Source organism: Streptomyces sp. NPDC087215 (assembly GCF_044744885.1).
Taxonomy (GTDB): Bacteria; Actinomycetota; Actinomycetes; order Streptomycetales; family Streptomycetaceae; genus Streptomyces.
In genome coordinates this window covers 405638-421202 of record NZ_JBIUZD010000003.1, presented here as the reverse complement: position 1 = coordinate 421202, position 15565 = coordinate 405638, and the positions used below count along the sequence as shown (strand labels likewise).

Here is a 15565-nt window from a genome sequence, read left to right as displayed (position 1 = left end):
ACGGCGTCACGAGGGATCACAGCCGGTACCCCACGCCCTGGACGGTGCCGATCAGGGCGGGCTCGCCGAGCTTGGCGCGGAGCTTGCTCATGCAGACGCGTACGGCCCCGGTGAAGGGGTCGGCGTGGACGTCCCAGGCCCGGTCGAGGAGCTGTTCGGCGGAGACGGTGGCGCCCTCCGCCTCCAGCAGGATCTGGAGGACGGTGAACTCCTTGGGGGAGAGGTCCAGGTCGCGCCCGTCGCGGTGGGCGGTCCGCCGGACGGTGTCGACGCGGAGCCCGTACCGCTCCAGGAGCGGGGGCAGCGGCGGGCGGGCGGCACGGCGGCGCAGGGCGCGGACGCGGGAGACCAGCTCGGGGAAGTCGAAGGGCTTTCCCAGGTAGTCGTCGGCGCCGAGGTCGAGCCCGGTGACGCGGTCCTCGGTGGCGGTGGCGGCGGTGAGCATCAGGATGCGGGTGGGGGAGCCGTCGGCGACGAGCCGCCGGGCGACGTCGTCGCCGTGGACGCCGGGCAGGTCGCGGTCGAGGACGAGCACGTCGTACGGGTGGAGGGCGAGGTGGTCGAGGGCGGCGGAACCGCTGTGGACGGTGTCGACGGCGAATCCGGCCCGCCGCAGGCCGATGGTGACGAGCGCGGCGAGGTCCCGCTCGTCCTCCGCTACGAGTACGCGCATGGCGTCCATCCTCCCCGCGCCCCCGCCCCGGGCTCCGACCGGGGTTTATCGATGTGAGTGGATCTTCGTAAGCCCGTTAGGATTTCGGCCATGGCGGCCACTGGATCCGAGAAGCGGGGGACGAAGGCGTTCTACGTCACGACCCCCATCTACTACGTCAACGACGCTCCTCACCTGGGCCACGCCTACACGACCGTCGCAGGCGACGTGCTCACGCGCTGGCACCGTCAGCGCGGCGAGAAGGTGTGGTTCCTCACCGGCACGGACGAGCACGGTCAGAAGATCATGCGCACGGCCGAGGCGAACGACGTCACGCCCCAGGCCTGGTGCGACAAGCTCGTGGAGGAGGCGTGGAAGCCCCTCTGGGAGCACCTGGACATCGCGAACGACGACTTCATCCGCACCACGCAGAAGCGTCACACCGACCGCGTCCAGGAGTTCGTGCAGGACCTGTACGACAAGGACGAGATCTACAAGGGCGGGTACGAAGGCCCGTACTGCGTGGGCTGTGAGGAGTACAAGCTCCCCGGCGACCTCATCGAGGCCGAGGACGGCACGAAGCTGTGCCCGATCCACAAGAAGCCGGTGGAGATCCTCAAGGAGGAGAACTACTTCTTCAAGCTGAGCGAGTACGGCCCGAAGCTCCTGGAGTTCTACGAGGCGAACCCGGGCTTCATCCAGCCGGAGTCGGCGCGCAACGAGGTCGTGAACTTCGTCCGGCAGGGCCTCCAGGACCTGTCGATCTCGCGCTCGACGTTCGACTGGGGCATCCCGATCCCGTGGGACGACAAGCACGTCATCTACGTGTGGGTGGACGCGCTCCTGAACTACGCGACGGCCGTCGGCTACGGCGCGAACCAGGAGAAGTTCGAGGAGACGTTCCCGGCGGACGTGCACCTGGTCGGCAAGGACATCCTGCGGTTCCACGCGGTGATCTGGCCCGCGATGCTGATGGCGCAGGGCCTGCCGGTCCCGGGCCGGGTCGCGGCCAACGGCTGGCTGATGGTCGGCGGCGAGAAGATGTCGAAGTCGAACCTGACCGGCATCAAGCCGCAGGACCTGACCTCGCACTTCGGCGTGGACGCGTACCGCTGGTACTTCCTGCGCGCGATCGCCTTCGGCAGCGACGGCTCGTTCTCGTGGGAGGACTTCTCCGCGCGCTACACCTCGGAGCTGGCCAACGACTACGGCAACCTCGCCTCGCGCGTGGCGGCGATGGTCGGCAAGTACTTCGGCGGCGAGCTGCCCGCGTCGACGGCGGACGGCGAGGCCGAGACGGCGATCCACGAGGGCCTGGCGAAGGCCGTGGCGACGGCCGACGCGAAGATCGGCGAGGAGCTGGACTTCCAGGCCGGCATCCTGGCGATCTTCGACTTCGTGAAGCAGGTCAACGGCTACATCACGGAGCAGGAGCCGTGGAAGGTCGCGAAGGACGAGTCGGAGGAGGGCCGGGCGCGCCTGGCGACGATCCTCTACACGGCCTCCGAGTCGCTCCGGGGGGTCGCGGTCCTGCTGAACCCGATCATGCCGGAGACCTCGCGGGCGCTGTGGGACTCGCTGGGCGCGGAGGCGTCCCTGGGCGCCCTGTCCGCCCAGCCGCTCCAGGACGCGGGCACGTGGGGCAAGCTCCCGGCGGGCACGACGGTCACGAAGGGCGCGGTGCTGTTCCCCCGCCTGGAGGAGAAGAAGGACTGACGTCCTGACGTCATAGGTATGCGCCGAAGGCCGCCGCACTCCCCTCCCGGGAGGCGGCGGCCTTCGCCGTACCCCCGCCGAACACGAGGACGGCGGGCGGGACGGGGGAACGTGACGGCGGCGGGACGTCAGGTGCTTCTCAGCAGGTCCCGGATGGCGCCGCCGGTCTCCCCCGGCGTGAGGGCCTGGGTCCGGAGGATGCCGTAGCGCAGTTCCAGGAGGCGAAGACTCCGCAGGTCGCTCATCGGCCTTCCCCCGCACACGGCGGACGACCGTCCGATCGCCGTGCCGTCCTCGAACTTGATCACTTCGAGGCTCGACAGACCTACGTGCTCCACCCGGTCCAGCGGCATCATCTGGAGTTCGACATGGCGCAACTCGGCCACCTGGAGAAGGTGTTCAAGCTGGCGCCGCAGCACGTCCCGGCCTCCCAGCGGGCGGCGAAGCACGCACTCCTCCACGACGAAACTCAGCTCGGGCGCGGGGCTCCGCCCGATCACCGCCGCGCGGGCCACGCGTGCCGCCGTGTACCAGTCCACCTCGTCCGGTGTGTACACCGGACGCCGCATCAGGAACAGGCCGCGCGCGTACTCGGGCGTCTGGAGCAGACCGGGGACGGCGAGCGGATCGTAGAGCTGCATCTCCACCGACTGGGCCTCCAGCTTCGCCAGGGCCCGTTCCCGTCTCGGATGGCGGACCTTCGCCAGGTCCTCCTTCATGGCCGAGACCAGCCCGTCCGCCCGAAGGACTTCGTCCGCCTTGTCGAGGAATTCAGGACGCGGGACGCGCTTCCCGCCCTCGATCTTGTAGATCATGTCCTCGCCGTAGCCGACCGCGACGGCGAACTCGGCGGCCCGTATGCCCGCCGCTTCCCGCCGTAGCCTCAACTGCCTTCCCACGGTGGTGACGACGGCCGCGCCCCGGTCGTCGTCCTGATCGACCTCCCAGGTGGGCTCCCTCATCTGCATCCCGCTTCCTCCGTCTCCAGGCCTGCGCGTCCTGCCCGCGAGGCGGCTCCGGACAGGCCCGGACAGCGGCGGACAGGCTCCGGACAGTCATCCGACGCATCGGGCGAGTCCCTGTTCACGGTAGCCAGCGACGGCCACGCTCGGTGAGGTGAACCAGAAGAACGCCACCCGAGTACCCGTCTCCACGGGGCACTTCACCGTCCTGCTCTCCCCCACCCCGCGCGGAGCCCGCCTCGCCCGGCTGCTCGCCGTCCAGTGGCTGCGGGATCGGGAGGTCCCGTACGAGGTGACGGAGACGGCCGCCCACATCGTGGCCGAGCTGGCGGCGAACGCGGCCACGCACGGCAGGGTCGGCGGACGGAGCTTCCGTCTCGTCCTGCGGGCCTCGCCCGCCACGCTCCGGATCGAGGTCACGGACACCCGCGCGGAGGCCCTTCCCTCGCTCCCGGTCCCGGAGGCGGAGTCGGAGTCGGGACGGGGAATGCTGCTGGTGGAGGCGCTGGCGGACCGCTGGGGCGTGGTCCTGGGACCCGTACCCGGGAAGACCGTGTGGGCGGAGCTCGGACTCCCCGCCCACCGGCGCCCGGGAACCCGGGCGCCGGTGGCGCGGGCTCTCTCCTGAAAGAACCACCGGAGAGAAAGAAACCCCACCAAGCCCCACCCTTTCCCTCCCGGGAACGCGCGTCACTCGCTCGGGTGAATATGCCCAACTGGGCTGGCTTTGGGGTGGGTTGTTTGATCTACGCTCTGCCCAACAGAGCCAGCCCAGACAGACGAAGGCCCCCGCCGGGACGGCAATCCCAGTGCGAGGGCCTGACCATCGCGAAGCAACACCTTCCGATGGTCCGAACACCAAGGAAGCAAACCCTTCCCGATGAACAGCCAAAACCTTAGCGCTCAGGCGCCCGCCCCGTCCCGCAACGGCGCCAAGAACCACCCCTCTGGGGTGACTTCTCGCGGAGTCGTCCACGAGAACACCCCGCACACCACTCACTTCACGGTGGTGGGGAACCACCTCGCGCAGCACGGGGAGCTGTCGCTGATGGCCATCGGCCTGGCGACGCACATCCAGTCGCTGCCCGCCGGTTCGGCCGTGGACATCAGGTCCCTCGCGGACCGCTTCCCGGAGGGCACGGCCCGGATCGCGGGGGCCCTGCGGGAGCTGGAGACCCACGGCTACCTGCGGCGCGGCAGGGAACGCACGGCGGGCGGCCGGGTCGTCACCCGAACGGTCTCCTGCAACCAGCCGGACCGTACGGAGGCGGGGCGGGCCGCCCGGCCGAGGCCGGAGCCGCCCCCTCGAAGGCCCGAGCCGCCACCCCGGCGCACGGGGAACCAGAACCGCTCGGAGATCCCGCGCCGACGCCCGCAGAACCGACCGGACGCCCCGGCCCGGCGCGCGGAAACGGGGCAGGAGAAGCGGGCACGGCGGCCCGAGGGGCAGGCGCAGCCACCGCGGACCCGGCCGCCCGGGAACGCTCCCCACCGCTCCGACCAGCGGGAACGACCCCGGCGCAAGGCGCTTCCGGCCGTCCCGGCACCCGCGTACGCCACCCCTGACCTGCTGCACACGGCCGTAGGGGTCCTGTCGGGGCTCCGCCTCGGCGATCCCCGCCTTCTGATCTCGGCGGCGGAGGCCGAGCACCTGGCGCCGGGGGTGGTCGCCTGGCTGGAGCGCGAGCTGCCGCCGGAGGCGGTGCACCAGGCCCTGACCAGCGGTCTCCCGACGGAACCGCTGTACCGCCCGGCCGCGCTGCTGGCCCACCGGCTGACGGCCCGGCTGCCGCCGCTGCCGCCGTTCCGGCCGCCGAAGGAACGGCCGCCGCCCTTGTACCCCCTGCACAACTGCGACACCTGCGACCGGGCCTACCGAGGTCCGGAACCGGGCAAGTGCACCCCCTGTAGAACCGAGGAAACCCATGGTCAGCTCACCACATGAGGCGATGCACCGGATCTTCCAGCACGACACACGGCTGTTCAGCCGCCTGTCCGGACTGCTGGGGCTCTCGCTGCCGCCGCCCGTGGACGTCACCGTCATGCCCACCGACCTCACCGAATCGGCCCCCGTCGAGCGCAGGGTGGACACCCTGCTGCGGCTCGACAGCGCGGAGGAGGGCTCGCTGCTGCTGGCCATCGAGGCGCAGGGGAAGAAGGACCCGGCCAAACCGGCGAGCTGGGCGTACTACACCGCGTACCTCTGGACGAAGTACCGGATGCCGACCGCCCTGCTGGTCGTCTGTCAGGACCGGGCGACGGCCGAATGGGCCGGGCGGCCGGTGAGCAGCGGACCGCCGCACCTGCCCACGCTGACCGTGCAGCCGGTCGTCGTGGGGCCTCACAACATGCCGGTGATCACCGACCCGGCGGAGGCGGGCGCCGACCTGGCGCTGACGGCTCTGTCGGCCATCACGCACGCGGGCGATCCGGACATCGGTGCCATACTGAAAGCACTGTCCGCCGCGCTGAAGGACGTCCCCGAGGACGTCGCCGACCCCATCATCGAATTCACCGCACAGGGCCTGGGCAACCGCCCGGTCAGAGAACTCTGGAGGAACCTGGTGGCCGTGGACCTCTCCTTCTACACGTCCTACCTCTCCGAGGAAATCCGCGACGAAGGCCGCGAGCAGGGCCGGGAACAAGGCCGCGAGCAGGGCCGGGCACAGGGCAGTGCCGCCGCCATACTGACCGTCCTCGAACAGCGCGGCCTCACCGTCACCGACGCCGTACGCGAACGGGTCGAGCACTGCGACGACCCCGACACCCTCCACCGCTGGCTCGTACGAGCGGTCACCGTCACGACAGCCGAAGAAGTCTTCACGGACGAGGACTCATAGAAGGGCAGGGACGGGTGGCCGTGGACCTCTCCTTCTACACGTCCTACCTCTCCGAGGAAATCCGCGACGAAGGCCGGGCACAGGGCAGTGCCGCCGCCATACTGACCGTCCTCGAACAGCGCGGCCTCACCGTCACCGACGCCGTACGCGAACGGGTCGAGCACTGCGACGACCCCGACACCCTCCACCGCTGGCTGAAGCGGGCCGTCACCGCCGCCACCACCGAAGAGGTCTTCGCGGGCGAGGACGCCTAGGGGTTCTCCGGGTACGCCGGACGAGGTGTCCCCGGTCGGCGCCGGAGCGTCGGCCGGGACCCCGCGCACTCGGCCCCGGCTCCACACCGCCACAGGTGTGGGGCCGGGGCCGCCCCCATGCGAACGCCCGTACGAACGCATGGCACGATTCCGCCATGTACACGCTATCCATCGACACCTCCTCGCAGAGCTACGCCGCCGGTCAGGCGATCGGCGCGCTCCTCGTCACCGCCGCGGTGATGGCGGTCATCTGGTTCTCCACCCGGACCTGGCGGCAGGGGCCCGTGGCCACCGGAGGGGTCGAGGCCGAGGAGGTCCTGTCGACGGCCCTGCGGCGGCGCAACATCGTCACCGGAGTGCTGCTGGTCGTCGCCGTCACGGGTCTGGTGCGGGCGTGCACCTACGAGGGAGAGCCGCCCAGCGCCGCGGCGTCCCCCGTCGTCATGGAGCGGTTCGTCGACGCCGCCCCGCAGGTCGGCGCCTACCGACTGCTCACGGGCGAGGAGGTCGCCGCCTACGAGAAGTCGTTCCGCGCGCCCCAGGGCAAGCGCTGGTACTACGACGGCCCCGGCGAGGGACCCCTGGGAGCCGTGCTCCAGATCAACACCGCCGAATGGGACGCGGACCTGGCCGAGGAGAAGAGCGCGGACACCATGGCCCAGGAGCTGCGCAACTTCTTCGCCGGAGCGAAGGCGACCGAGGTCACCGACTTCGAGGCGGGGCCCTGGGGCGGCCGGTTGAGCTGCGGTTTCGTGAAGGCGGCGACCGGGGGGCGGCCGGTCGTGTGCGCGTGGACCGACTCCGCCACCTTCGGCAACATGCTGCTGGCGGACGAGAAGGGCCTCGCCGAGGCCGCCGAGACCGCCCTGCGGTTCCGGACCGCCTCGGAGAAGCGCGCCTGACGCACCGCGACGACTCCGGGCCTCCCCGCGCCGGAGTCGCCGGAGTCGCCGGAGTGCACTCCGGCGACTCCCCGTGCGTCCACCGGGCCGCCGGGCCCGTCTCCCCCTAGCGTGGGACGGAACGATCCGGGCGGACCGTCGCCGGGGTCACGGTCCTACGGAAGGCACGTCGAAGATGGCCGTCAGCTTGCCCGAACTCACCGGGGACTACGTCCTCGACCCCACCCACACCCGGATCGGCTTCGTCGCCCGGCACGCCATGGTGACCAAGGTCCGCGGAGCGTTCACCCGGTTCGAAGGCACCGCCCACCTGGACGGCGCCGACCCGGCCCGCTCCACCGGTCAGGTGGTGATCAAGACCGAGAGCATCGACACCGGCGTCGAGCAGCGCGACCAGCACCTGCGGACCAACGACTTCCTGGACGCCCCCCAGTTCCCCGACATCACCTTCCGCACCACCGCGGTCGAGGTCCGTTCCGACACCGACTACCGCGTCACCGGCGACCTGACCGTCAAGGACACCACCCGTCCCGTCACCATCGACTTCGAGTACACCGGCAACGCCGTCGACCCCTACGGCAACCTGCGGGTCGGCCTGGAGGGCTCGGTGACCATCTCCCGCAAGGAGTTCGGCGTGACCTGGAACGCGGCCCTGGAGGGCGGCGGCGTCCTCGTCGGCGACAAGATCGTCCTGGAGTTCGACATCTCCGCGATCAAGCAGGGCTGAGGGCCCCGCGCACGCGGAAGGGGCCCGGGAACCGCCGCCTGCGGTCCCCGGGCCCCTTCCGCGCACTCCCGAGGACTACTCCCCGGACTTCTCCGCCGTCTTCTCGACCGGCTTGCGGAGCTGGATGTTCAGCTCGCGCAGGCGCGCCTCGTCGAGTTCCGTCGGGGCGCCCATCAGGAGGTCCTGCGCGTTGCCGTTGAGCGGGAACGCGATGGTCTCGCGGATGTTCGGCTCGTCCGCGAGGAGCATCACGATGCGGTCCACGCCCGGGGCGATGCCACCGTGCGGCGGGGCGCCGTACTCGAAGGCGCGGAGCATACCCGCGAACTCGTGCTCGACCGTCTCGCGCGAGTAGCCCGCGATCTCGAAGGCCTTGAACATGATCTCGGGCTCGTGGTTCCGGATGGCGCCGGAGGAGAGCTCGATGCCGTTGCAGACGATGTCGTACTGCCAGCCGAGGACGTCCAGCGGGTCCTGGGTCTCCAGGGCCTCAAGGCCGCCCTGCGGCATCGAGAAGGGGTTGTGCGAGAAGTCGATCTTGCCGGTCTCCTCGTCCTTCTCGTACATCGGGAAGTCCACGATCCACGCGAAGCGGAAGACGTTCTCCTCGAACTGGCCGGCGCGCTTGGCGGCCTCGACCCGGACCGGGCCCATGATCTTGGAGACCTCGTCGAACTCGCCCGCGCCGAAGAACACCGCGTGGCCGGGCTCCAGGCCCAGGCGCTCGGTGAGGACCTTGACGTTCTCCTCGGTGAGGAACTTGGCGATCGGGCCGGTCAGGGCACCCGCCTCGCCGACGCGGACCCAGGCCAGGCCCTTCGCGCCGAGGGAGACCGCGAAGTCACCGAGCCCGTCGAAGAACTTGCGCGGCTGGTCACCCGTGTCCGGGACGGCGAGCGCGCGGACGTGCTTGCCCGCGAACGCCTTGAACTCCGAGCCCTCGAAGACATCGGTGATGTCGACGAGTTCGAGCGAGGTGCGCAGGTCCGGCTTGTCGTTGCCGTACTTCAGCATCGACTGGCGGAACGGGATGCGCGGGAACGGCGAGGTGACGTGGCGCCCGCCGCCGAACTCCTCGAACAGCTCCGTCATGAGCTTCTCGATCGGCTGGAAGACGTCCTCCTGCTCGACGAAGCTCATCTCGACGTCGAGCTGGTAGAACTCGCCCGGCGAGCGGTCCGCGCGGGCGTCCTCGTCGCGGAAGCAGGGCGCGATCTGGAAGTACCGGTCGAAGCCGGAGATCATCAGCAGCTGCTTGAACTGCTGCGGCGCCTGCGGCAGCGCGTAGAACTTGCCCGGGTTGAGACGGGACGGGACGACGAAGTCGCGGGCGCCCTCGGGGGAGGTCGCGGCGAGGATCGGGGTCGCCATCTCGTTGAAGCCGAGGGCCACCATCTTGGAGCGGATGGAGGCGATGACGGCGGAGCGCAGCATGATGTTGCGGTGCATCCGCTCGCGGCGCAGGTCGAGGAAGCGGTACTCCAGGCGCCGCTCCTCGTTGACGCCGTCGTCGGCGTTGATGGTGAAGGGGATCTGCTTCGCGGCGCCCAGGACCTCGACCTCGACGGCCTCGATCTCGATCTCGCCGGTGGCGAGCTCCGCGTTGACGTTCTCCGCGCCGCGCGAGACGACCTTGCCGTCCACGCGGACGACGGTCTCCTTCGTCAGCTTGTCGAGGACCTCGGCGGCGGCGGTGCCGGGCCGGGCGACGAGCTGCGTGATGCCGTAGTGGTCGCGCAGATCGATGAAGAGGATGCCGCCCAGGTCGCGCCGATTGTGCAGCCAGCCGCTGAGCCGGACGTCGGTGCCGACGTCAGAGGCGCGGAGCTCGCCGCAGGTGTGGGACCTGTACGGATGCATCGTCGTTCATCCAGTCTTCGGGATCGGTGGGAGGCATGACGGTGTCAAGCCCTGCCCAGCCTACCGGCCGCCCCGTGATCGCCCCTTCGAATACCGGGCCGCCGCTCCCCCGTGTACTCGGCCGCCGATCCACCGCGTACGTCGCCGCCGCTCCCCCGTGTACTCCGCCGCCGCTCCGCCGGGGGATCGCTCTTCGCATACGCTCAGTGGCGATCTGGTGTCCGATATTCATAAAGTAGGGCAATGCGCACCGAGGACGTCCTGGCCGCCGTCGCGACCGGCCTGTGGCGCTGGGACAACGCGTCCGGGATCGTCTCGCTCGACGCCGAGGCCGCCCGGCTGCTCGGGCTGCCCGCCGCACCCGTACGGCTCACCGAGGCGGCCGTCCGCTCGCGTTTCCACCCGGTCGACTGGAACGAGATCGACGGCGTCGTGAACCTCGCCGTCGCCGAGGGCACCCTCGCCGAGGCCCGGCTGCGGATCATGGACGAGCGCGGCCGGGTGATCCGTACCGTACGGAGCAGGTCCAAGCCGCTCGTCGATGCCGACGACTACCTGCTCGTCGGCACCCTCCAGGAGGTCGCCGAGCAGCTGCCCGGCACCGCCGCCCGGACACCGGTCACCGGCGACTGGCGCCGCTCCCGCGAGGCGTTCCTGCTGGACGCGGGCCGGGCGCTCGCGGAGGCCAGGTCGACGGCCGAGGTGCTGCGGGTCGCGGCCTCCCTGTCGATGCCCGGCTTCTCCCCCGACGGGCTCGCCGTCTTCGGCGTGGCGGGCGACCGGCTCACCGTCATCGGACACCACGGGCACAGCGAGGGCGACGAGGGCCCCTTCTCCTCGATGTCCCTGACCACGGACTACCCGGCGGCGGAGGTCACCAGGACCGGCCGCGCGATCTATCTGCCCTCCCCCGACGACTATCTGCGCCGCTACCCCGTGACCTGGCCGCTCGCCCAGCGCTTCGGACGCCGCTCCTGGGCCTTCGTGCCGCTGGTCGTCGCGGGCAGGACCATGGGCGCGTGGATGGCCGCCTTCAAGCACCCGGTGGCGTTCACCCCCGACGAGCGCTCGGTCCTCACCACGGTGGCCCGGATGCTCGCCCAGGCCCTCGCACGCGCGGGCGTGGCCGAGTCCGAGCGGGAGCTGTCCCTCGGGCTCCAGCGGACGATGCTGCCGGTCCTCGGGCCCGGCATCCCCGGCATCCGGGTGGCCGCCCGGTACGTGCCGACCGGCGGCGGGCTCCAGGTAGGCGGCGACTGGTACGACATGATCCGGCTGCCCGGCGGCACCTCCAGGACCGGCGGGCGCGGCGCCGGACGGATCGCCCTGGTCATCGGCGACGTGCAGGGCCACGACGTACGGGCGGCGGCCCTGATGGGGCAGTTGCGGATCGCCCTGCGCGCGTACGCCTCCGAGGGACACCGGCCGGACGCGGTCCTCTCCCGCGCCTCGCGCTTCCTGTACGGGATCACCGACGGCGACGACGGGGAGACCGAGGGCGGGCCGCGCTTCGCCACCTGCCTCTATCTGGAGGTGGACCTGGAGACGGGCGCGGTGGACATCGCACGGGCCGGACACCCCGATCCGGCGGTACGGATGAACGACGGAACGGTTCTGCTGCGGCCGACCGCCGGCGGGCTGCCCCTCGGCATCGACCCCGACACCGACTACCCCACCACCCGGCTCACCCTCGACCCCGGCGAGACCCTGATGATCTGCACCGACGGCCTCCTGGAGACCGGCGGCCACGACCTCGACAGCGGCTGGGAGCGGGTCCGCGCGCTCCTGGAGACCCATGACGGCGAGGACCTGGAACAGCTCGCCGACACGCTGGTGGAGGCCGTCCACGGGCCTCGCTCGCACCACACGACCGGGCCGCTCGCCGACCGCCGCGAGGACGACATCGCGGTCCTGCTGCTCTCCCGCCGTCCGGCGGGCGCGCCGCCCGAGCCTCCCCGCCGCACCCTCATGACGATCGCCCAGGCGGAGCCGGAGCGGATCGCGGAGGCGCGGGAGCAGATGCGGCAGCTGCTGCACGACTGGGCGGACGAGGACCAGCTCGACTCGGCGGTCCTGATGGTCTCCGAGATGGTCACCAACGTCCTCGTCCACACCGACGGCGACGCGCTGCTCGTCGCGGAGGTGGCCTGCGGGGAGAAGGCCCGGCGGCTGCGCGTCGAGGTCTCCGACACCAGCGACGAACTGCCCCACAAGCGCCACCCGGGCGAGATGGCGTCGAGCGGCCGGGGCCTGGTCCTGATGGAGATGCTGGCGGACGCGTGGGGCGTGGACCCGCGCGGCGAGGGCAAGTCGATCTGGTTCGAACTGAACGAGAGCCGGGGGGAGCCGGAGACCGGATGAGCGGGGCGCGGGGCGCGGGGGCGCCCGGGGCGGGCCGGGCGCGGCGGCGCCTCCCTCGGTCTCGTAGCGCGCCCGGAGGCCGTCCCCGAGACCCCCTGGGAAGTCCGGAGGCCGCCCCCTGAGGCCGTACGGGTCACCCCGTCGCGTGTCCCGTACGGGTCACCCCGCCGGGCGGGGTTCCTCCGGAGGGCCCGGCGGGGTCCCGTACCGGGTGCGGAGTTCGCCGAGGACGCCGGTCGCGGCGGCCGTCAGCGGGACGGCGAGCAGCATTCCGAGGATGCCCGCGACGGACGCCCCCGCCGTGATCGCCAGCATCACCGCCGCCGGGTGCATCTGCACGGTCCGGCTCTGCACCATCGGCTGGAGCACGTTCCCCTCGATGACCTGCACCGCGAGGACGACCCCCAGCACCCACAGGGCGATGACGAAACCCCGGTCGGCGAGGGCGACGAGCACCGCGACCGCGCCGGAGAGGAAGGCCCCGAGGTACGGGATGTAGGCCGTGACGAACACCAGCGCGGCCAGCCCCACCGCGCCGGGCACCTGGAGGACGACGAGCCCGATCCCGATGAGGACCGCGTCGACGAGCGCCACCAGGGTCGTCCCCCGCATGAAGCCCTCGACCGCCTCGAAGGCACGGCGGGCCATCGCCTCGACCAGGTCACCGGTGACCCGGGGCACCAGGGAGCGCAGGGCCCCGGCGGCCCGGTCGGAGTCCCGCAGGAAGAAGAAGATCAGCAGCAGCGCGAGCACGGCGGTGGCGAGCATCTCGCCGACCACGCTGATGCCGGTCAGCACACCGGAGGCGGCGGTGCCGCCGAACTGCTTGAGGAGGCTCTCGGCGTTCTTGGCGAGGTCCTCCAGGGAGGTCCCGGCCGCTCCCAGGTGCTTGGCGATGTCGGTGCCCGCCTGCCGCAGCGAGGCGACGATCTGGTCGCCGGTCTCCAGGAGGGCGGCGACCACGATGTACGTGGCCCCGCCGACGACCGCGAGGACGGCGACGACGGTCAGCGCGGCGGCGAGCGACTTGCGGACCTTCATCCGGAGCAGGCGCCGGTAGAGGGGGCCGAGGAGGGCGGTGCCGAGGATCGCGAGCAGGACGGGGGTGACCGCCGTCTTGAAGACGACGCACAGCCAGATCCCGACGGCGGCGACACCGGCGACCAGCAGGAGGACACCGCACCAGGCGGCGACCCGGCGGGCGGGTTCGGGGAGGAGCGGGGGCGTCGGCTGCACGTCCCCACCGGATCACGCGCGCGGGCGTGCCGTCGCGCGCTGACGGCCGTACGGGTGGCGGGATGGCCGCCCGGCCGGGCGGCGAGGCACGACGGTACGGATACGACGCTACGGATACGGGGCCGGGTACGGGTGCGGATACGGGGGCGGGGGCAGGTGTACGGGGGCGGGCGCGGGTACGGGGGCGGGCGCGAGGCACCGCCCCACCCGCGCATGAGCCGCCTCCACGCCCGTGGGACCCGCACCCCTCCCCGTACGGGATCACACCGACCCGTAGGGGAGCCCGGCCCCGCAAGGGAGCCCGCCCCCAGAGCACCGTTCGGCGGGGGCCCGTGCCCGGTGTCATCCGGGTACGCGCCCCCGCCGTCCGGCGGTGGGAGACGGGCCGCCTACTCGCCCATCCCGTGGACCGCCGGGATCGTGCCGAGGCGGCCCGCCTGGAAGTCCTCGAAGGCCTGGCGGAGTTCGGCCTGGGTGTTCATGACGAACGGGCCGTAGTGGGCCATCGGCTCACGGATCGGCTGCCCGCCGAGGAGCGCGATCTCCAGGTCCGGGGTGTTCCCGTCCTGCTTCTCGTCCGCCCGGACGGTCAGCGAACCGCCCTTGCCGAAGACGGCGGTCTGGCCGGTGTGGACCGGGCGCCGCTCCGCGCCGACGGTGCCGCGTCCGGCGAGGACGTACGCGAGGCCGTTGAAGTCCTCGCGCCACGGCAGGGTCATCTCGGCGCCCGGCCGCAGGGTCGCGTGGATCATCGTGATCGGGGTGTGGGTGATGCCCGGCCCCTCGTGCCCGTCGAGCTCCCCGGCGATGACCCGGAGCAGCGCGCCGCCGTCGGGGGAGGTGAGGAGCTGGACCTGGCCGCCCCGGATGTCCTGGTAGCGGGGGGCCATCATCTTGTCGGCGGCGGGCAGGTTGACCCACAGCTGGAGGCCGTGGAACAGGCCGCCGCTGACGACGAGGGACTCCGGCGGGGCCTCGATGTGGAGGAGGCCGGAACCCGCCGTCATCCACTGGGTGTCACCGTTGGTGATGGTGCCGCCGCCGCCGTTGGAGTCCTGGTGGTCGAAGACGCCGTCGATGATGTAGGTGACGGTCTCGAAGCCCCGGTGGGGGTGCCAGGGGGTGCCCTTCGGCTCGCCCGGCGCGTACTCCACCTCACCCATCTGGTCCATCATGATGAACGGGTCGAGGTACTGGTAGTTGACCCCGGCGAACGCGCGGCGGACCGGGAAGCCCTCGCCCTCGAAGCCCGTGGGGGCCGTGGTGACGGCCAGCACGGGACGGGCGACGGCGTCGGCGGGAGCCGCGACGCGCGGCAGGGTGAGCGGGTTCTCGACAGTCACGGCGGGCATGACGGACCTCCTGGTACGGGCCTCGGGGCGCGGCCTTCTCCGACCTCGTGCCCCCACTTTAGTTGAACGCTGAACTTCTTGCCAGTCCGAACGCGGAACGCCCGGGAGGAATTCCTCCCGGGCGTTCTTTCCGTCCCGAGGCCGCGTCAGCCACGGGCCTCCACCACAAGCCTGCGTCAGCCGTACATCCGCCGCATCGCGAAGTCGACCATCTGCTCCACGGCCTTCGCGTCGAAGACCATCCGGTGGTCGCCCTCCATGTCGAGGACGAAGCCGTACCCGGTGGGCAGCAGGTCGATCACCTCGGCGCCGGTGATCACGAAGTACTTCGACTCCTTGCCCGCGTACCGCCGCAGCTCCTTCAGCGAGGTGAACATCGGGATGACCGGGTGCTGGGTGTTGTGCAGGGCCAGGAACCCGGGGCCGTCGCCGCGCGGGCAGTAGACCCTGGAGGTCGCGAAGATCTGCTGGAAGTCCTCGGGCGCGAGCGTGCCCGTCGTGAAGGCGCGTACGGCGTCGGCGAGGGAGGGGGGCGAGGGCTCCGGATAGAGCGGCGGCTGCTGCTGTCCGTACCCGGCGCCCGGCATCCCGGCCTGCGACCCGCCCTGCGTCCCGTCCTGGGGGGCGTACTGCTGCTGGGGCTGCGCGTACTGCTGGGCGCCCGGATTCTGGTCGTAGCCGTACATGGGCCACGAGCCTACTG

Annotated in this window: 14 protein-coding genes; 8 read left to right on the top strand and 6 right to left on the bottom strand. The window is 71.5% G+C overall.

What is annotated here, in order from left to right; all coding sequences use genetic code 11:
• Window positions 1–16 precede the first annotated feature (16 nt).
• Window positions 17–673 carry a response regulator transcription factor gene (locus ACIO92_RS11400; RefSeq protein ID WP_366443492.1) on the bottom strand — a complete coding sequence of 219 codons (657 nt, stop codon included), beginning with the start codon at window positions 671–673 and terminating at the stop codon, window positions 17–19.
• A 90-nt stretch (window positions 674–763) separates the two neighbouring features.
• Here ACIO92_RS11400 and metG point away from each other — a divergent pair, with 90 nt between their 5' ends.
• Window positions 764–2368: a methionine--tRNA ligase gene (gene metG, locus ACIO92_RS11395; RefSeq protein WP_366443493.1), complete on the top strand. Its 1605-nt coding sequence runs from the start codon at window positions 764–766 to the stop codon at window positions 2366–2368.
• A gap of 128 nt (window positions 2369–2496) precedes the next feature.
• Here the strand turns inward: metG and ACIO92_RS11390 are convergent, their stop codons facing one another.
• The gene (locus tag ACIO92_RS11390) at window positions 2497–3336 is read right to left on the bottom strand and encodes a helix-turn-helix domain-containing protein (RefSeq protein WP_401235212.1); all 840 of its coding nucleotides are present in this window, start codon (window positions 3334–3336) and stop codon (window positions 2497–2499) included.
• Window positions 3337–3484: 148 nt separating this feature from the next.
• Here ACIO92_RS11390 and ACIO92_RS11385 point away from each other — a divergent pair, with 148 nt between their 5' ends.
• The 6 genes from ACIO92_RS11385 to ACIO92_RS11360 all read left to right on the top strand — a co-directional run bounded on the left by ACIO92_RS11385 (window position 3485) and on the right by ACIO92_RS11360 (window position 8053).
• Window positions 3485–3958 carry an ATP-binding protein gene (locus ACIO92_RS11385; RefSeq protein WP_401235214.1) on the top strand — a complete coding sequence of 158 codons (474 nt, stop codon included), beginning with the start codon at window positions 3485–3487 and terminating at the stop codon, window positions 3956–3958.
• A 252-nt stretch (window positions 3959–4210) separates the two neighbouring features.
• Complete coding sequence (locus ACIO92_RS11380; protein WP_366443496.1) at window positions 4211–5275, top strand: helix-turn-helix domain-containing protein; 1065 nt, start codon at window positions 4211–4213, stop codon at window positions 5273–5275.
• Window positions 5256–6170: a hypothetical protein gene (locus ACIO92_RS11375; RefSeq protein WP_402054769.1), complete on the top strand. Its 915-nt coding sequence runs from the start codon at window positions 5256–5258 to the stop codon at window positions 6168–6170. Before ACIO92_RS11380 ends, ACIO92_RS11375 begins: the two co-directional genes overlap by 20 nt.
• A 14-nt stretch (window positions 6171–6184) precedes the next feature.
• The gene (locus tag ACIO92_RS11370) at window positions 6185–6424 is read left to right on the top strand and encodes a hypothetical protein (RefSeq protein ID WP_402280035.1); all 240 of its coding nucleotides are present in this window, start codon (window positions 6185–6187) and stop codon (window positions 6422–6424) included.
• A 155-nt stretch (window positions 6425–6579) separates the two neighbouring features.
• Window positions 6580–7326 carry a hypothetical protein gene (locus tag ACIO92_RS11365; RefSeq protein WP_366443498.1) on the top strand — a complete coding sequence of 249 codons (747 nt, stop codon included), beginning with the start codon at window positions 6580–6582 and terminating at the stop codon, window positions 7324–7326.
• A 175-nt stretch (window positions 7327–7501) separates the two neighbouring features.
• A complete protein-coding gene (locus ACIO92_RS11360; protein WP_366443499.1) occupies window positions 7502–8053 on the top strand; it encodes a YceI family protein in 552 nt (183 codons plus the stop codon).
• A gap of 75 nt (window positions 8054–8128) precedes the next feature.
• Here the strand turns inward: ACIO92_RS11360 and aspS are convergent, their stop codons facing one another.
• Window positions 8129–9913, bottom strand: a complete 1785-nt coding sequence (gene aspS, locus ACIO92_RS11355; RefSeq protein ID WP_366443500.1) for an aspartate--tRNA ligase — start codon at window positions 9911–9913, stop codon at window positions 8129–8131.
• Window positions 9914–10156: 243 nt separating this feature from the next.
• Here aspS and ACIO92_RS11350 point away from each other — a divergent pair, with 243 nt between their 5' ends.
• Window positions 10157–12274: a SpoIIE family protein phosphatase gene (locus ACIO92_RS11350; RefSeq protein WP_366443501.1), complete on the top strand. Its 2118-nt coding sequence runs from the start codon at window positions 10157–10159 to the stop codon at window positions 12272–12274.
• 159 nt (window positions 12275–12433) lie between these two features.
• On the opposite strand, the gene ACIO92_RS11345 is transcribed toward ACIO92_RS11350, so the two are convergent.
• From ACIO92_RS11345 to ACIO92_RS11335, 3 genes are all read right to left on the bottom strand, one after another.
• A complete protein-coding gene (locus ACIO92_RS11345; protein ID WP_366443502.1) occupies window positions 12434–13510 on the bottom strand; it encodes an AI-2E family transporter in 1077 nt (358 codons plus the stop codon).
• Between the two features lie 389 nt (window positions 13511–13899).
• A complete protein-coding gene (locus tag ACIO92_RS11340) occupies window positions 13900–14862 on the bottom strand; it encodes a pirin family protein (RefSeq protein ID WP_366443503.1) in 963 nt (320 codons plus the stop codon).
• Between the two features lie 176 nt (window positions 14863–15038).
• A complete protein-coding gene (locus ACIO92_RS11335; protein WP_366443504.1) occupies window positions 15039–15548 on the bottom strand; it encodes an SseB family protein in 510 nt (169 codons plus the stop codon).
• Between the last annotated feature and the right edge of the window lie 17 nt (window positions 15549–15565).